The following is a 17,501-nucleotide window of genomic DNA, read 5'->3' on the forward strand; positions in this document are numbered from 1 at the left end:
ATTCACCCTCAACATCCTTCAGTAATGTTATTTCACTATAAACTCGAAGGAACATCAGTTGCAACTTCTCCATGTTGTGTGATATCAAGCCCTCGAGCCTCCTGCGTTTCAGTTACACGCATCGGAAGAATCAGGTCGGTAAGCTTGTACAACAGAAATGAGCCGCCAAAAGTAAAGAGACTAACAATAACCAATGCCAGCAGGTGATACAGGAAAATGGTCGGATCACCATGTATCAGACCTACCTCTTCAGCAAAAAGACCAGTAAGAATCATCCCGGTGATGCCTCCAATCCCGTGGCAGGGGAAAACATCCAGTGTATCGTCGATGCTGCTTCGCGACTTCAGGCGCATTGCAAAATAGCTTACCAGCGATGCCGCGAAACCGATGAAAATGCTCTGCCCCACCGTCACAAAACCGGCGGCCGGCGTGATGGCAACCAGGCCGACCACTGCCCCTACTGCAGCACCCACTGCAGATCGTTTTTTCCCTCTTGCTCCGTCGGTGAGCATCCAGGTCACCATGGCCATTGCAGATGCCAAGTTCGTATTTAGAAATGCCTTTACGGCAAGCTCGTCGGCTGCTAGTGCCGATCCGGCATTAAACCCGAACCAACCGAACCATAGCAAACCTGTTCCAAGCAGGATATAGGGAATGTTAGTGGGATTATCGTTGCCACTCTCCTTCCTCTTTTTCAGGAATATGGCACCTGAAAGGGCCGCAAAACCGGCAGAGATGTGCACTACGGTACCGCCTGCGAAATCAAGTACACCCCACTTGCGAAGAAAACCTTCGGGATGCCATGTCCAGTGTGCCAACGGGGCGTAAATAAAAAGAGAGAATAGGACGATAAAGACCAATAACGACGAGAAACGGATTCTTTCGGCTACACCACCCGTGATGAGGGCAGGAGTAATAATGGCAAACTTGAGCTGAAAGACAGCAAAAAGTGCAAATGGAATGGTTGCAGAAAAGGCGGGGTTAGGCTGAAAACCCACATCCTTAAACATGAAAAACGAAAGAGGGTTTCCGATGAAACCGCCCAGACTATCCCCGAAAGCAAGGCTGAATCCTACCAAAACCCAGACAACACTAATGATGCCTAATGTGATGAAACTTTGAATAAGCGTTGAAACAAGGTTCTTGTACCGGACCATCCCCCCGTAAAAGAAGGCCAATCCCGGTGTCATCAGAAATACAAGTGCGGCGGCCATCAGCATCCATGCCGTGTCTGCATGACTAACCTCCAACTCGGAGAATGTGGTGGAACTTTTAAGCGGAATCAGGGCCAAAACCGCTACCGCAGCAATTACAATAAATGGTACCGTGTACCTTCTTTTGGAGTTTTTCTCGTTCATACGTCGAAACAATTAAATGATTAAATAATCTTTCTATTCATACTTCGACGCAAATATAATCATTTTATCGTAATTTAAAAAATATTTTTATCTTTTTGTTATCATATCTATTATTTTAATCTCAAATAGTCATTGCAGGCACATAAAAAAGAGACCGCCACATCAAGTGATTGGCGGTCTCTTTTTTACGGCAAAAGGTACTTTTAGAAGAACACGTAACGGTTATCTTCCACTTTCAGTTTATTTTTAAGTATCTCCATCGACTGGATCTGAAGCATGTATGCATTATTGCTTTGCATCAGATTCTTTTGGGCCTGGCTATCGAATGTTTCCACTCCTTGCGTTCTATCCGTTACATTTACAACGTATACACCCATATTTCCCTTTACTGGCGATGAAACCGTGTTCAACGGAGCAAATGCCGACAAGGCGTTCAGTACGGGTTCAAATCCCAGCCCCGAAATATTTCTCGTAGTAAAGTTGACAAACTTTACGGTATCGACAGTCGTCTGCATCTCTTCGGCATAATCTTCCAGAGTGGTCAGGTTCTTGGCGGTCAGATCGGCGATGATCTTCTCTGCCTTCTTGTCGTTGATCAATCGGGTACGAATGCCCGAAGCCACCTCTTGCAAAGGAGCCACACCTGCCGGGTAAACATGGTCGAGACGTGCAACTATGCGCATGTTGGTCATATCGAACTTCCTGACTGTTCCCGGTTTTTTCTCGTTTACAGCCCAGGTGACCACCTGACGCGAACCGGGTATCTGCATCAACGAAAAGTCGTTAGCCGAAACACGAGTGTCGGGCATGACAAAATATCCTTTCTCAGTGGCCAGTTCATTGAATTTCTTGCCCACTTCCGGGTCTGAAACAAACTGGTTGAGTTCGTTATCCACGTTGTTGGATGTCTTTTCGCTCACTACGACCGGCATGACAATAGTGGCAATCTTGTATTTCTGGACCGGTGCGGTACGTTCCTCAACTTGCAGGATCAGCTGTTGGCCGGGTACCTTTACCTTGAAAGCTTTACCTACAGGGGCGCTGAATGCAGCTTTCACCACCTCGGCACTAACCTGTACCAGATCGATCTCGCGGGCCCAACCTACATCACCGCCGTTCGATTGCGGATTCAGGCTGTTTGCGACCTCGGCAAAAGACTTGCCGCCCTGTATCTCATTGAATACACTATCCACGAAATGGGTAATGATGCTATCCTGTCCTGCCAGTGAAGCATCCGGAACAGCCATCATCCTGAGACGTACCGAGTCGGGAGCGACCGTTTTGTCCAGCAGTTTGTAGATCGTATAGCTATTTCCTTCGCGGACCGGACCTTTGATATCTGAAACGGTTGCAGACTCTACAAACGACTTCTGTCCTTCAGTCAGTGAATTTGCAGCAAGATAGACATCCCTGAACGGCACGTCGGAATAATCGGCAACCACGGGTGCCGGATTTGTGGCCTCCAGCAGTTTTTGATATGCTTCGTTGGCCTGAGCTTCAACTTCGGCAAAATCGGCATCACTTGGAACAATCTCCTTTGTAAAATAGGAGATCTTCGCCATGGGCACATCCAACCGGAAGAGGTTTTTATTCTTTTCGTAAAACGATTTCACTTCCTTGTCCGATACGGTAACCGTCGAGTCGGGTAGGGAGAAATAGCTCTTCATCACATAAGCCATATCTGCATTCTGTTGCGACAGCTCGAATGTGGTTTTCGCTTCAACATCGTTCACCATCACGGCATTGGTAAGCAATGAGGTATACTTCTCCTGCAGGCGTTGATACTTGATCATGTTTTCGATAAACAACCACATCGATCTGTATTGCTCAACAACAGCTCTCTCTTCAGGGAGAAGCGACCCCACCGGTGAGTTTACAGTAGCAAGAAACTGTACCAGTCCATCCCTGTCGAATCTGCCGGTTTGCGGATCAACAAAGAACGGAAGCTGTTGCAACAAAGGAGATATCGTCTCACCGTGTACCAGGTCGTTGATCTCGGCTTTAGAGACAGCCAATCCAAGTTTTGCTGCCTCATTGTCAAGCATCCGTTCACGTACCATCTGGTCATACACGGCTTCTCTGATCTGCTGGGACATATTCTCATCGAGCGAGGTCTGCCCACTGATCATTTTTTGAAAATTCTCCCACTCGGTAATCCTGTCAGCATACTCCTTGGTGGAAATTACTTGTCCGTTAACGACAAAAGCCTTATCGCGTGATTTTGCAAAAAGTGTGTTTCCCGAAGTAAGCAGATCCCCCAAAATAAATGCGAGCAACGCAATACCAATAATAGCGACCAACAGTACGCCCTTATCCCTAATCTTCTGAAGTGTAGCCATTTAACTATTCTGAGTTTTTTTGATAAACAAATTATTTTTATGTTCTTTTAAACAAGATTGCAAAGTTAATAAAAATTAGAAAGATAACTTCATATTTTCCAAAAAAGTGATCAGCAAAACAAAGCCTTAACTTATCGTCAATCTGACCACTTCGATTTTCCTGGCAGTAACCTTCAATATCTTGAATGTATACCTCCCGATGATTATTGTTTCATAGGTTTTTGGGAAACGCTGCATGTGATGCAACAGGTAGCCGGCGACTGTAGAATAGCTCTCCGACTCTGGAATTCCAAATCCGTAATCTTCGTTCAACCTGTCTATCTCCACCCTCCCCGAGAGAATATACTCGCTGTCGCTCACCTGCTTCACAAAGCGGACCTTGCTGTCATACTCATCCTCGATATCGCCAAAAATCTCTTCTACCAGGTCTTCCATGGTGACAACACCCGATGTCCCCCCAAACTCGTCCACCACGACGGCAATACTCTTTCGTTGCTGCATCAGGTCGTTCATCAATTTACTTGCCGGCATGCTCTCGGGTACGAACGACGCGGGTGTGATCCGCTGGGTCCAGTCGACGGGAGCATTGAACATTTCCCAAACGTGTATGTATCCCAAAATGTCATCAATATCCTCACCATATACCAGGATCCTGGAGATGCCACTCTCGACAAAGAGTTCTTTCAGCTTCTCGATATCCTCATCTCTCTTTATGGCCACGATATCTGCCCTGGGCACCATGCAATCGCGTACCCGCATGGAGGAAAAATCGAGAGCGTTTCTGAAAATCTTCACTTCGGAGTCCACCTCCTGATCGCCCGAAATATCTTCGAACCCTTTTCTCACGTACGAATCCAACTCCTGTCGCCCCAAGACTCCCTCATTGGCACTATCTGATCTGATGCCGAAAAAAGTCAAAACAGCACGCGAAAGGAAAACGACCAATGTAACAACAGGAAAAAGCAACAGGTAGAAAACAAATGCGGGGAGAATCAATATCCTTATCCATAAATTGGCTTTTCCTGCAAGAACGGCACGGGGGATAAACTCGCTGCAGATGAGAATAACCAGGGAGGTTGCGCCAACTACAAGCAGGCATATCAACCATCTGCTTTCCGTAACATACTGTCTGATAAAGGGTATGGCTATCAACGATGAAATGAACACGAAAAATACCAGTACGGTAAGATTTCCAAATATCAAAGTGGCCAGGAAGTGTCGTGGATGACCATAGACAGTATTCAGCATCAGGTTGAAAAGGCCTCTCTTCTTTTGCGTCATCGCAAACCGCAACCTGTCCGACGCAAGAAAAACCGTTTCCATACCCGAAAAAAAGAGTGAGAGGAATAGTAAAATCAGCCAGTAGGATATTAGCGATGAAACAGACATACTATTTCAATTTAAGGTGCCGGGTAAAAGGAATTTTTGCCAGTTGACTATGGTACCGAATCGGGCTGGAGCACCAGGGAATCGGGATACTCCTCCTTCTCTTCGAATGGCAGTTTCCCATCGTGCGGCCTCAAGATCCGGTAATCGGTCATTTGCTGATTCGACTCAAAACCGTATCCTTTCAGCTCAAGGGCGCCACGTTTAATCTCGATATACTTGTCGGAATATACCTTGGCCTGTTTTTGATCCCAGAAGAGTTCTTCACTCCTGAACTCATGGCCCTGCATGTTTCTTACCTGAACATTGCCCTTTACGCGCCACAGTTTTTTTGCAGTGTAGTTCCAGGCCGTATCGGCCTCGATGGTTGCCTCCACGTTATAATTATCATCAAATCTTTCCAGATAGAAACCTTCCGGAAAAAGGGAGAAGGGCTCCTTGGCCTTATCGTATACCTCCCAAACTTCCGCCTTGATCCTGTAACGTGTCTTCCCCGAATCAGAAATGAGCTGCACGGCCGATTGGGTAACCATCGACGGCATGGTCTCGGGATCGAACTTGACGTTGATCAGGTTCTCATCTTTCTTGCCGCACGAACAGATAAAAAGAATCATAACAACCCCAATTATTGGAGTTGTTATGATTCTCAAGATATCCTTTTGTTGTTGTTTCAACAAATCGCTCAATTTTATTTCAACCTTACCGTAGTGGTTTCACCGATCCATCCGGGAATAAATATCGACTCGCCAGCCTTGATACCCATCATGAATGCGGTTTCGGTGTCCATGAAGTAACCTGAATAGGTATTGATCAAGCCGTTTGCCTTGGCAGCAACACTGGGATCGACAGATTTTGCTTTTTGTAATTTGTCGACTGCAGCACAGAAGACCAGACCACGCTTTTCAGCTTCCGGGAAGATATTTTGAGCCGAAGCGGCATAAAGCTGAGCAATCAGAATGTAGGCTTCACCATTGTTGGGATTGAATTCCAATGCATCATAAGCAGCCTGGCGTGATTTTGCAAAATTGCGCTGGTTGGAGAAGATTCCCGCCAGTTGCATCATGTAATCGGAAGCCTTGTTCTTGTCAGATTCCAGTTGAGCTCCCTCATGATAGTACTTGATGGCAGTATCGTAATCCTTGTCTCTCAAGCTCTTGTTAGCCAGCCCAATTGCTGACTCTGCAGAAGGCTCAAGCTTATGAAGGTACTCTGCAGCCGAGAAGTAGATCTCGGTATCACTGCAGCCAACCGAACCGAGTGCGTTAACCACCTCTGTCAGGAAAGCCTTGTTTTCCTTGTTGGGTTCCACCTTGTCGGCATAGTATTCCGTCAATGTCTTGCAATCGCCAGCGCCACTGCTGACAAATGCTTTCACAATTCCCTCCTTAACCAGACCCAGATAATCGGCATTTGCCTTGTCGTTTGCGGCATTTGCCTTGCTGATGGCTTCATCAACATATCCTGTAACGGTAAAATAATCGGTGATATACTGATCCTTCTTGCCCGGATCGTTCAGAAATTGAGTGAGCGATGCCACCATATAATATGAATAGGCATCCTTGGGTTCCATATCAGATTTCATCTCGTTAATGGCTTCACCCAACCATTGGTAAATCACCTTGGAGTCGGCCTTGTCGCCCATCAGCTCCATGTAGTCGTAGGTTTTATAAGCCAATACCGTACCCTTGTTATCGTCCGAAAAATATTTCAGGCGGGTATCGAATATCTCCATGGTCTTGTCGAAATACTGCTGTTTCTTTGCAGCATCCGTTTCAGAAGCATAGAGGCTTTTAAAGATACGGGGACCATAAATATAGATATTCTTACTGGAAGCGGGACAGTTTTCATAAACAGCATTCCAGGGCGTCAATGCTTCCTTATAATTTTCAGCCTTTGCTGAAGTAGACATAAGACTCAGATTCATACGGCATTTTACGCTGTCTTCTCCATGTCCGAAAGGAGCTTTTACCGGATCGTATCCTGCTTTTTGGGCGCTGAGACCTGCTACGGTCGCAAATGCAAGAAATCCTGATAACAATAATCTTCTCATAATCTTCTTTTAATTTTTTGTTTTATCCCGATTACGGTTGCTAGTAGGACAATATGTTAAATAAAAAGTTTAATCTTCTTTCTGATTTAAACGTTGCAAAGATACAAAAAATCAGTTAAACTGTCTTTTGAAAAACCAGAATTCATTGATATTCATGTTCAAAGAGATCTTGAACATATCCTGCTTGATCATGTACTGCATATCGGGACGCTGGGAGATGTAGCTGAATCCGATATTGAGCATGGATAACCTGCCTGAGAGGTTGTCCCTGAAAGGTAAACCCAGACCGAAGTTGACTCCGTACTCCTTAAACCCTCCTACACCCACACTGGCACTGGTCAACGGATTGTAAACCGAAACGTTGGTATAAGAATTTCCATACGAGACTCCGGCTCTCAACCGGACACGGTTGAAAAAATTCCGGCTGTAGGGATCAACGATATACTCGGCACCGGCATTGATCCTGTATCTATTGTTGAACCGGTTTTGCAGGGTCAGGCCATCCAGAACTTCAGGATAGTTCAAACCCTCCCACTGCTGGAAAGTTCCATCAATACCCACCAACAGGTTTCTATTTGAGTAGGTAACCCCCACTCCGTATGTAGCCGGCAGCTGGAAACGCTGATTCGAGAGGGTGTCGTCGCGCAATATTTCGCTCGGCGTCTGGTAAGGGTTGGTATATGGATCCGACAGGAACATCATCTCCGTAGCGTAAACATCCGTTTTTGAAGTCAGCCCCGGCGTGTAGACAACACCCAGTGTCAACTCACTTGACTTGTCTAGAGGAAGCGTGAACTGGGCTCCAAAATCATATTTCAAATCGCGGATGGAATATGCTTTCTTCTCTTCGCCGATAGTGGCTCCCGTGGTTGATGTGGGTACAGATACGCTGCTATAGCTGAAATTACCGAAAAGGTAAGTGAGATTGGCCCCGACAGAAAAAAAGGAGACGGGCTCATATGCCATACCGGCATAGATCTGGCTCAAACCTCCAGTTCCACGAAATACCTCTTCGTATATGAGGTTCTCAAATGTACGGACCTGCCCGTAATTGTATCCGGTCTTCGAATAGGGAAGCAGTCCTATGCTGGCTCCCACCTTGCGAAAAATCGGGAACTGCATGGCTACATAGTCAAAATTTCCATTGTAGAAATCCTGCTTGTTCACCCCGTCGCTATACAGGGCGTAATGTCCCGACACACCGAAGTCGAAAATAAAGGTAAGCGTATCGAGCCTGGAGTAGGATGCCGGATTGCCGGGATTCACCTGCTGGCTTCTTCTGATACCATAGCTTATCCCTCCCATGGCTTCGGATGCACCGAAGGACTGATTGGACAACAGGCCGTATCCGTACCTTCCGTACGGCGAATTGGATCCCACCTGTTGCGCAAAAGTAGCGGTGACGGCAGTAAAGAGGAGTATTAACGATAAAAAACGTTTAGCTGCTATATCCATTCTTTTTCATTATAATCAACGCACGATGGTCGATTGTTTCATAATTAATTTTAAGGTACAAAGATGATATTTTTTTGCGATGCGACCAACAAAAGGGTATAAACTTCTTGTTAAAAAGAGTAAAGTGACGATCTTGTCAACACTACCGATTTATCTATACTTATTGTAAGAGACGATCTCTTCTTTTGATTTCCGTTTTTTAGACCGCAAAGCCTGGGTACTGTAGCCAATGACAATGTCGAGCCAGACTCTCCTGGAATCGGGTATCGACAACAATTCACGCATCTTCTCCTCGTCGAACCATCCCACAATACAGGACCCCAAGCCCTCTGCGTGGGCGGCCAGCACGATATGTGCCGCAACAACGCCCAGATCCATCTGGGCATAATCCTTCTGCTTTACCCAGCCACCTATCCCCGAAGAGAGGTTCACCTTCTCCTCAACCAGCAGAATGTGAACCGGAGCCTGCTTGGTAAAATGGTTGATGCCCAGCGCACGGGTGGAGGTGGCATCTGCCACCCGGTTTTTCAGTTCGGGGTCATCCACCACAATCATATGCCATGGCTGTGCATTACAGGCCGATGGGGCCATACGGGCAGCTTCGAGAATCCGATCCAGCTTTTCTTTCTCGACCGGTCTTTCGGGATCAAATGCCCGGTCGCTCTGCCGGGTAGAGACAAATTGCAGGAAATCCATAGGTTGAGTGCTTATGACTGCAAAGCCAAAATACGGCTGATATATTTACCTACAATATCGAACTCGATATTGACAACCGAACCCTTCTCTATCTGGTGAAAATTGGTCATCTCATATGTATAGGGGATGATCGCCACGCTGAAACTCTTCTCGGTTGGATTTACCACGGTCAGACTTACACCGTTTACCGTCACCGAACCTTTATCAACTGTCAGATATCCTTTTTTTGCCATCTCCTTATCAAACTCATACTGGAAAGTATAGTACCAACTGCCGTCTGCTTCGACCACATCGGTACATACCGCCGTCTGGTCGACATGGCCCTGCACGATGTGCCCGTCGAGCCGGCCATCCATCTTCATGCTGCGTTCCAGATTCACCTTGCTGCCCACCTTCAACAATCCCAGATTGGAACGATCGAGCGTCTCCTTGATAGCTGTCACCGTATAGTTATCTCCATCGATTGAGACAACGGTCAGACAAACTCCATTGTGCGCGACACTCTGGTCCACCTTTAACTCATGTGTAAACGAGCACTTCAGCGTAATATGCAGGTTACCCTTCTCTCTTTCCAATGCAACTACGGTTGCTGCTTCTTCTACGATTCCGGAAAACATAATATGGTTATTATTTCTATTTCAAGATTATGAATTTGCGATCAGTGTAAACTTCTTCAACTCAGCCACAATTTGCTGCCTGGTCTCTTCAGTAGCAGCAACCAGGGGTAGACGGAGTTCATTCTCAATGTAGCCCATTTCGCAAAGCATGCATTTCACTCCAGCCGGATTCCCATCCTTGAAAAGTAGACGGAAAATCTCGGCGAAACGGCTGTTTTCACGTTCAGCCTCATTGAAATTTCCGGTTAATGCATGATGTATCATTTCGGAAAATCTTTTCGGCATGGCATTCCCCAATACAGATATTACCCCTTCTCCTCCTCTCTTTATCAGGTCGAAGGCCATCCCGTCATCGCCGGAAATCACATGGAATCCCTTGGGGCGCTCGGCAATAATCTGCTTGATCTGATCCAATTTCCCCGATGCCTCCTTGACACCCACGATGTTGGGACAACTTCTTGCCAACCGCAAGGTGGTCTCTGCCTCCAGATTCACACCTGTTCTTCCAGGCACATTGTAAAGGATGATCGGTCGCGGAGAGGCCTCACTCAGCGCGCGATAGTGCTGAAAAAGTCCCTCCTGGGTAGGTTTGTTGTAATAAGGGGTAACCGACAAGACAGCCGCAATGTTTGAAAAATAGGAAACCTTGAGCTCATGGACGACTTCGGCGGTATTATTTCCTCCAACCCCCACAACAAGTGGAAGCCGGTTATTGTTTTTCTCCACAATGAAACGGACCACTTCTGTCCGCTCATCGCGTGTCAATGTCGGCGTTTCAGCTGTAGTACCCAATGCAACAAGATAATCGGCACCCTGGGTTGTAAGATACTCTACCAGTCGACCCAGAGCATCAAAGTCAACCGACTTGTCCTTTTTGAATGGTGTTATCAGGGCAACACCCATCCCTTTCAGATTGATTGTTGACATAAAATTACGTCTTACAGTTTTTCTCGAAACATTCCGATAACTTTGGGACATTCCGGATGGCAAAGTTACATTTTTTTCAGCCAAATCCATATAAATTGGTCAATTACTTTCAATGGAGGTGCTGTAAATGTTCAGTTTTCAGTTGAAAACAAAAAAAATGACCAACGAGCTATTTTCTTTGCTCTGTCTACGTCCACATTACTATTTTTATTATATTTGTCCAGAATTATCCCCGGAAAGGAGATCATCAGCGACACCCGGGATTGATCTGTAAAACACACAATATGAACCACATGAAAAATATCAGAACCTTTTGGGTTTATGCGGCGATTGTTCCGGCATTCCTTACAGCCTGCCATTTAATGAAGAGAGGGTCCAAGCCGATAGAAATCGGCATCTGCACCGGGGCAGCCAACGGGGCAAAAATGCACCAATACGGCTATGCATATGTTGAAGAGGGTGTCTCCAGGTTCCTCGTACCAACCAAACCGGAAAACGAATTTGATGAGATTCTGGAAAAGGCAGTAACCGATTCACCCATACCCGTCAGATACTGCAACAGTTTTATTCCCGGAAACCTGAAAAGCGTCGGGGATGAAGCGGTACACCAAGATGTTTTGGCATTTGCCGAAACCGCCTTCCGCAGGGCACAACGGGCGGGTGTAAAAATGATTGTCTTTGGAAGCGGTGGATCCCGTTCCATCCCGGATGGATTTCCACGCGAAAAGGCGCTTGCACAATTCATAGAATTGGGAAGAAAGATGGCGCCGATCGCTCGGCGATATGACGTAATCATTGTGTTGGAGCCCCTCAACTCTTCCGAGTGCAACTTTATCAATTCCGTAGCGGAAGGAGGCGAGATCGTCAAAGCAATCAATCACCCCAATTTCATGCTGCTTGCCGATCTTTATCACATGAAGATGGAGGATGAAGGTCCTGAATCGATCCTTCAATATGGCAAATGGATCAAACACGTCCACATAGCTGAAAAACAGGAGAGGGCTGTACCGGGAACCTACAACGAGGATTTCAGGCTCTACTTCAAAGCCCTCCGAAAGATTGGTTACAGAGGAGCAATCTCCGTTGAAGCCCGCTGGCAGGATTTCGACACACAGATGCCCATTGCCATTGAAAGCATTAAGAATCAACTAAATAATTGAAAATATGGAGTCAAGAAGAGATTTTTTAAAAAAATCGGCACTCGGTGTTGCCGGAATGACGTTGGGTAGCACGATGAACATGTCGGCAAAAAGTTATGCCAGGATTATCGGGGCCAATGATAGAGTAAGGGTAGGCATATTGGGATTTTCCAACCGTTTCAGGGATTCGCTCGGAAAATCATTTCTCAAGTATGCCAAGGAGATGAACTTCGAGCTCTTTACCGTATGCGATATCTGGAGCCGTCGGCGCGACGAGGGTCAGGCATGGTATCTGGAACAGACCGGAGGCAAGATCAAGACCGCCAGAAATACCGATGAACTATGGACTCAGAAACCGGATGCGGTAATCATCAGTACAGCCGACTTTCAACATGCACTTCATACGGCCGAAGCGGTAAGGGCAGGCTGCGACGTATACGTGGAGAAACCCTTTGCTGAAACCATGGACGATGCCAACTTCGCGTTGAAAGCTGCCAAAGAGACCAATAAGGTGATACAGGTAGGGTCTCAACGCAGGAGCGGCACAAATTATCACGCTGCAAACGACTACATCAAGTCGGGAAAATTTGGCAAGATCGTTGCTGTAGAGATGACCTGGAATGTTAACCAGCCCGGTCGCTGGCGCCTGCCTCAGCTGACCAAGGAGATCAGGGAACAGGATACCGACTGGAAACGCTTTCTGATGAACCGTCCCTACGAACCGTGGGATCCGCGTAAATACCTGGAGTATCGCCTCTTCTGGCCCTACTCCTCCGGCATCCCCGGCCAATGGATGGCGCACCAGATTGATACCGTGCACTGGTTCTCGGGACTCGACTATCCCCGGTCGGTAGTGGCGAACGGCGGAATCTACATGTGGAACGACGGGAGAACCAATTACGACACCGTTACCGCTGTTTTTGATTACGGTTACTCAAAAGAGCAGGAGCCGGGAGATGGGTTTCAGGTGATCTACTCTTCCAGACAAAACAATTCGTCTGGAGGAACAAAAGAGTGGTATTTCTCCAACGGGGGAAAACTCGACCTTGACACCAACATCATCAACAGTGACGGGGGACTGGAAGAGAGACATGCCAGCGCCATGGGAATGAAACCCTTCAAGCTCGATCGTTTCGAGTTGCCGAAAATAAGTGTGGAGACCGGATCCAATACCGGTTCCGACCCGCTTACAAACGCTCACATGAAGAACTGGATGGATTGTGTCAGGGCCGGCAACGTGAAGACAAACGCGCCCGTTGAAGCGGGTTACAACCACTCCATCGCCGATATCATGGTTACTGCCGCTTTGAGAACCGGCCAACGCGCCACGTTCGATGAAAAGCAGAAACAGGTGATTGCCGGGGGAAAAGTATTCAAGTATTAGTTTTGACCTCAACCATAGATAAAAGATGAAATCAGGATCAGATACAATGAGCCGAAGGGACTTTCTGCTCGTTTCAGGGGCAATGGCCGGGACATCGTTACTCCATCCCGTCACTCCGATTCGGGCCGCCGCAGCAACCGGAGAACAGCCAGCCAAAAAGAGCAGGATCGCCATGGTAGGAACCGGAATCAGGGGGATAGGCATGTGGGGAAAAAGCGTGGTGCAAGACTACTCCAAGTATGTTGAATTTGTCGGACTATGCGATATCAACCCGGGGAGAGTCGCGTTGGCCAAGGAGACAATGGGGGTCTCCTGCCCTACCTTTACCGATTTCGAACAGATGATGAAGGAGACCAAACCGGAGTTGCTGATTGTCACAACTGTAGACAGCACACATGATCAGTTCATCATCCGGGGCATGGAGTCTGGAGCTGATGTTATTGTCGAGAAACCGATGACCATCGACGAAATAAAGATGCAGAAAAAAGGAGCGGGAAAAAGTGCCGGGTTACATTCAATTACCGCTATTCTCCCCACAGGGTAAAGATGTGGGAGCTCCTTCGGGAAGGAGAAATTGGGGAACTCACCTCCATCGATTTTCACTGGTATCTTGATACGTCTCATGGGGCTGACTATTTCAGGAGATGGCACCGGCTCGTCGGAAAGAGCGGATCCTTGTGGGTTCACAAGGCCAGCCACCATTTCGACCTCCTCAACTGGTGGATCGACAGTGATCCCGAAAGCGTATATGCGCTGGGGGAACTCAATTTCTACGGAAAAAACGGACCCTTCAGGGCTGAGAATTGCCGGAGTTGTCCCCACACCTCCAAATGCAACTTCTACTTTGACATACTGAAAGATGAAAACCTAAAGCGGTTGTATGTTGATAACGAGAAGTACGACGGATACCTCAGGGATGGTTGTGTTTTCAAGAACGATATCGACATCTTCGATAAAATGGCAGCAACTATCCGTTACAAGAACGGGGTACAGGTTTCCTACTCGCTGACGACCTATTCTCCTTATGAGGGTTACCGGATTGCATTCAATGGCACAAAGGGACGTATCGACGCCTGGATCCAGGAGTCAAAACCGACCAATGATGTAAACTATGATGAGATCGTGTTGTTTAAGAATTTCTCCAAAAGGCAATATATCCAGATACCGCACGGCACTTCCGGGCATGGCGGGGGAGATGCATTGTTGAAAGATCAGGTGTTTATACCCAATACTGGAGATCCCTACAAACAGGCCGCCGGCATACGTGACGGTGCGCTTGCCTGCCTGGTGGGAATTGCTGCCAGAAAGAGCATTGCCTCAGGAACACCCGTGAAGATTGAGGGATTGACATCGATTAAACCGCAGATCCAGAAAGAATACACACGATTATAACCGTTTTTTGCGGTTCATGCTGTTAAAGGTCGGGGGAAATCTTTCTCCCGACCTTTTTAACATAGTTTATACTGCACCGGGAATAACGGAATGAAATTCAGCCTAATTTTGAATCATTATTGTTCGCCGGAGTTGTATCTCATCAAGCCAGGAGTCTACATGAATGCCACAGTAGTTTATTGGATTGCCTTTATGGCCATTTTCATTATCGTATATGGAATTGACCTCTACGTCACCTCCCACCGAAAAGAAGAGATTACCGTGAAGACAGCCCTTTCATGGAGTGCCGTCTGGATCTCGGTGGCACTGGCATTTGGAGCATCATTCTATTTTCTCATTCCACAAAATCAGGGGAGTTCGCTACCGACAGGTCCTGTCCTGATGACAAAATTCATTTCAGGATATCTGACCGAGTACTCACTATCGGTCGACAACCTCTTTGTCTTCATACTGATCTTCTCGATGATGGGTATCCAGCCATCCAACCAGCCGAAATTGCTGAAACTGGGAATTCTTATTTCGGTTCTGTTGCGGATTCTATTCATTCTGGCGGGAATGGGACTGGTAGAAAAGTTCCACTGGATCATCTACCTGTTTGGGTTGATCCTGATCTGGACAGCATACAAGATGGCATTTACCAAAGAAGATGAGAATGTGAATCCCAAATCAAACATCCTCTACAAGGGAGCATCCAAGCTATTTCCCATCGATCCCGACCTGCACTCCCCACACTTCTTTACACGGATAAACGGCAAATTACACCTCACCAATATCTTTTTGGCATTGCTCGTTATCGGCTCGACCGACATCCTGTTTGCCGTAGATTCCATTCCTGCCATTATCGGCGTCATCAAGGAGGGGGTAAACGGTGTACTCACCCTCAGTGAGGAAAACTTTCTTGCCATCTCCTCCAACCTATTTGCGGTAATGGGATTGATATCGCTCTTTTTTGCACTGAAAGGAATTATGGGAATGTTCAGATATCTCAAAACGGGCGTAAGTTTTATCCTGCTCTTTATCGGCATGAAGATGCTGTTCAGTTCGGTAGATGCCGTTGCAGATTTTTTTGCCCGTCACTCCTGGTGCTCATTGGCTGTAATAGTCGCCACCCTTTTAATCTCCATTCTCCTGTCGGTACTGATCGCCAAAAGCGAAGGGTCGGGTAAGTTTCATGATAAGGTGAGCCAGGCAAAAGAGGGGGTCAAGGGAGCTGAACATAAGGGAATGGGCAGATTTATGCAATGACGATTTCCACTACCCTCACTTTTTGATAAATCGGTTGTCTGGTAGAATAATTTTTATATTTTTGTAGTATCGCTTGCAAATATCCACCCAATGAGATTCGCCCCTGAAAAATACGCTATTCCAGATCTACCGATGCAGCCATTTATCGATACCGGCGAAATCTGGGAATACCTCAACAGGAGCATTCCCACTCCCGGCAAGGTAAAAAGAGTGGTGGAAAAATCATTGGCAAAAAAGAGGTTGAATCTAGAGGAGGTGGCCACACTTATCAATGCATCCGACCCCGGATCGGTAGAACTCATCAAGGAGGGTGCCCGTCAACTCAAGAAGGAGATTTACGGAAACCGCATCGTACTCTTTGCGCCACTATATGTCGGCAACAAATGTTCCAACAATTGCACCTACTGCGGATTCAAAGCGTCCAACAGGAAGATGCTCCGAAAAACACTTTCCAATGAGGAGTTGGCAAGGGAGATCGAAGCGTTGGAAGATAGTGGACAAAAACGGCTTATCCTTGTTTTCGGGGAACATGCGCAATACAGTCCTGAATTCATCGCCCAAACCGCCCGCATCGCATACACCGTGAAAAAGGGGAGAGGTGAAATCCGTCGAGTCAATATCAATGCTGCTCCGCTCGACATCAACGGCTTTCGCACGGTGAAAGAGGCTGGAATCGGGACTTACCAGGTATTTCAGGAGACCTATCACCGTGATGCCTATAAAACTTATCACCTACGGGGCAGGAAAGTTGATTTCGACTACCGCCTCACCTCACTCGACAGGGCACAGGAAGCCGGACTGGATGACGTGGGCATCGGTGCGCTTTTCGGCTTGTACGACTGGAGGTTCGAGGTGATGGGGCTGGTTCGCCATGCCAACCACCTTGAAGCCTGTTACAACGTCGGTCCCCATACCGTTTCGATCCCGAGAATCAAAGATGCATCGATGCTCGACCTGGGGAGCGACTATTTTGTGCCGGATGAAGACTTCACACGGTTGGTTGCCATCCTCCGGTTGGCCATACCGTACACCGGAATTATTCTTACCGCCCGTGAACCTGTTACACTACGTAACCGGCTTATTCAGTTCGGCGTCTCCCAAATCGACGGGGGAACGAGGATCGAGCTGGGTAGCTACACAACGGGCGAACAGGAGCATGATCTCAAGAGAGGACAGTTCCGCATCAACGACGACAGGTCACTCAACCAGATTATAGACGAACTGCTCCAACAAGAGATATTGCCCTCATTCTGTACGGCCTGCTACAGGCTGGGCAGAACCGGAGAACATTTTATGGAATTCTCCGTTCCCGGTTTCATTAATAGGTTCTGTACCCCTAATGCGATACTGACACTGGCCGAATATCTGATAGACTACGCTCCCGAAGATACCGCCAGGAGAGGGTGGAAAGTGATTGAAGAAAACATGTACGAACTGGACGAAAAAACAGAACGTCAAGTACAGGAGAGAATCGAGAGAATAAAAGAGGGGGAACGGGATCTCTATTTTTAAC

Annotated in this window: 15 protein-coding genes; 6 read left to right on the forward strand and 9 right to left on the reverse strand. The window is 47.2% G+C overall.

What is annotated here, in order from left to right; translation table 11 throughout:
* Nucleotides 1–35 precede the first annotated feature (35 nt).
* The 9 genes from ING2E5A_RS11945 to dapA all read right to left on the reverse strand — a co-directional run bounded on the left by ING2E5A_RS11945 (nt 36) and on the right by dapA (nt 10,828).
* Complete coding sequence (locus tag ING2E5A_RS11945; RefSeq protein WP_071137593.1) at nt 36–1,358, reverse strand: ammonium transporter; 1,323 nt, start codon at nt 1,356–1,358, stop codon at nt 36–38.
* Between the two features lie 203 nt (nt 1,359–1,561).
* Entirely contained in the window at nt 1,562–3,697 is a 2,136-nt protein-coding gene (locus ING2E5A_RS11950) for a peptidylprolyl isomerase (protein ID WP_071137594.1), read from the reverse strand.
* A gap of 126 nt (nt 3,698–3,823) precedes the next feature.
* Nucleotides 3,824–5,086, reverse strand: a complete 1,263-nt coding sequence (locus ING2E5A_RS11955; RefSeq protein ID WP_071137595.1) for a hemolysin family protein — start codon at nt 5,084–5,086, stop codon at nt 3,824–3,826.
* A gap of 47 nt (nt 5,087–5,133) precedes the next feature.
* Nucleotides 5,134–5,769 (reverse strand): LPS export ABC transporter periplasmic protein LptC, encoded by a 636-nt coding sequence (gene lptC / locus ING2E5A_RS11960; RefSeq protein WP_394332588.1) that lies wholly within the window; start codon nt 5,767–5,769, stop codon nt 5,134–5,136.
* 2 nt (nt 5,770–5,771) lie between these two features.
* A complete protein-coding gene (locus ING2E5A_RS11965; RefSeq protein ID WP_071137597.1) occupies nt 5,772–7,133 on the reverse strand; it encodes a tetratricopeptide repeat protein in 1,362 nt (453 codons plus the stop codon).
* A 111-nt stretch (nt 7,134–7,244) separates the two neighbouring features.
* The gene (locus tag ING2E5A_RS11970) at nt 7,245–8,588 is read right to left on the reverse strand and encodes a hypothetical protein (RefSeq protein WP_071137598.1); all 1,344 of its coding nucleotides are present in this window, start codon (nt 8,586–8,588) and stop codon (nt 7,245–7,247) included.
* 150 nt (nt 8,589–8,738) lie between these two features.
* A complete protein-coding gene (locus ING2E5A_RS11975; RefSeq protein ID WP_071137599.1) occupies nt 8,739–9,284 on the reverse strand; it encodes a nitroreductase family protein in 546 nt (181 codons plus the stop codon).
* 11 nt (nt 9,285–9,295) lie between these two features.
* Nucleotides 9,296–9,901 carry a riboflavin synthase gene (locus tag ING2E5A_RS11980; protein ID WP_071137600.1) on the reverse strand — a complete coding sequence of 202 codons (606 nt, stop codon included), beginning with the start codon at nt 9,899–9,901 and terminating at the stop codon, nt 9,296–9,298.
* 27 nt (nt 9,902–9,928) lie between these two features.
* Nucleotides 9,929–10,828, reverse strand: a complete 900-nt coding sequence (gene dapA, locus ING2E5A_RS11985) for a 4-hydroxy-tetrahydrodipicolinate synthase (RefSeq protein WP_071137601.1) — start codon at nt 10,826–10,828, stop codon at nt 9,929–9,931.
* 293 nt (nt 10,829–11,121) lie between these two features.
* On the opposite strand from dapA, the gene ING2E5A_RS11990 reads away from it, so the two are divergent.
* The 6 genes from ING2E5A_RS11990 (at nt 11,122) to hydG (ending at nt 17,500) form a co-directional block, all read left to right on the forward strand.
* Nucleotides 11,122–11,988: a sugar phosphate isomerase/epimerase family protein gene (locus ING2E5A_RS11990; RefSeq protein WP_161942019.1), complete on the forward strand. Its 867-nt coding sequence runs from the start codon at nt 11,122–11,124 to the stop codon at nt 11,986–11,988.
* A gap of 4 nt (nt 11,989–11,992) precedes the next feature.
* Nucleotides 11,993–13,351, forward strand: coding sequence for a Gfo/Idh/MocA family oxidoreductase (locus ING2E5A_RS11995; RefSeq protein ID WP_071137603.1), 1,359 nt, complete (start codon nt 11,993–11,995; stop codon nt 13,349–13,351).
* 25 nt (nt 13,352–13,376) lie between these two features.
* Entirely contained in the window at nt 13,377–13,895 is a 519-nt protein-coding gene (locus tag ING2E5A_RS15955; protein WP_231960382.1) for a Gfo/Idh/MocA family oxidoreductase, read from the forward strand.
* 2 nt (nt 13,896–13,897) lie between these two features.
* Nucleotides 13,898–14,743, forward strand: a complete 846-nt coding sequence (locus tag ING2E5A_RS15960) for a Gfo/Idh/MocA family oxidoreductase (protein WP_231960383.1) — start codon at nt 13,898–13,900, stop codon at nt 14,741–14,743.
* Nucleotides 14,744–14,833: 90 nt separating this feature from the next.
* Nucleotides 14,834–15,988: a TerC/Alx family metal homeostasis membrane protein gene (locus tag ING2E5A_RS12005; RefSeq protein WP_231960384.1), complete on the forward strand. Its 1,155-nt coding sequence runs from the start codon at nt 14,834–14,836 to the stop codon at nt 15,986–15,988.
* 90 nt (nt 15,989–16,078) lie between these two features.
* Nucleotides 16,079–17,500 (forward strand): [FeFe] hydrogenase H-cluster radical SAM maturase HydG, encoded by a 1,422-nt coding sequence (gene hydG, locus ING2E5A_RS12010; RefSeq protein ID WP_083373330.1) that lies wholly within the window; start codon nt 16,079–16,081, stop codon nt 17,498–17,500.
* Nucleotide 17,501: the final 1 nt, after the last annotated feature.

The sequence above is a fragment of the Petrimonas mucosa genome, assembly GCF_900095795.1.
GTDB lineage: Bacteria > Bacteroidota > Bacteroidia > Bacteroidales > Dysgonomonadaceae > Petrimonas > Petrimonas mucosa.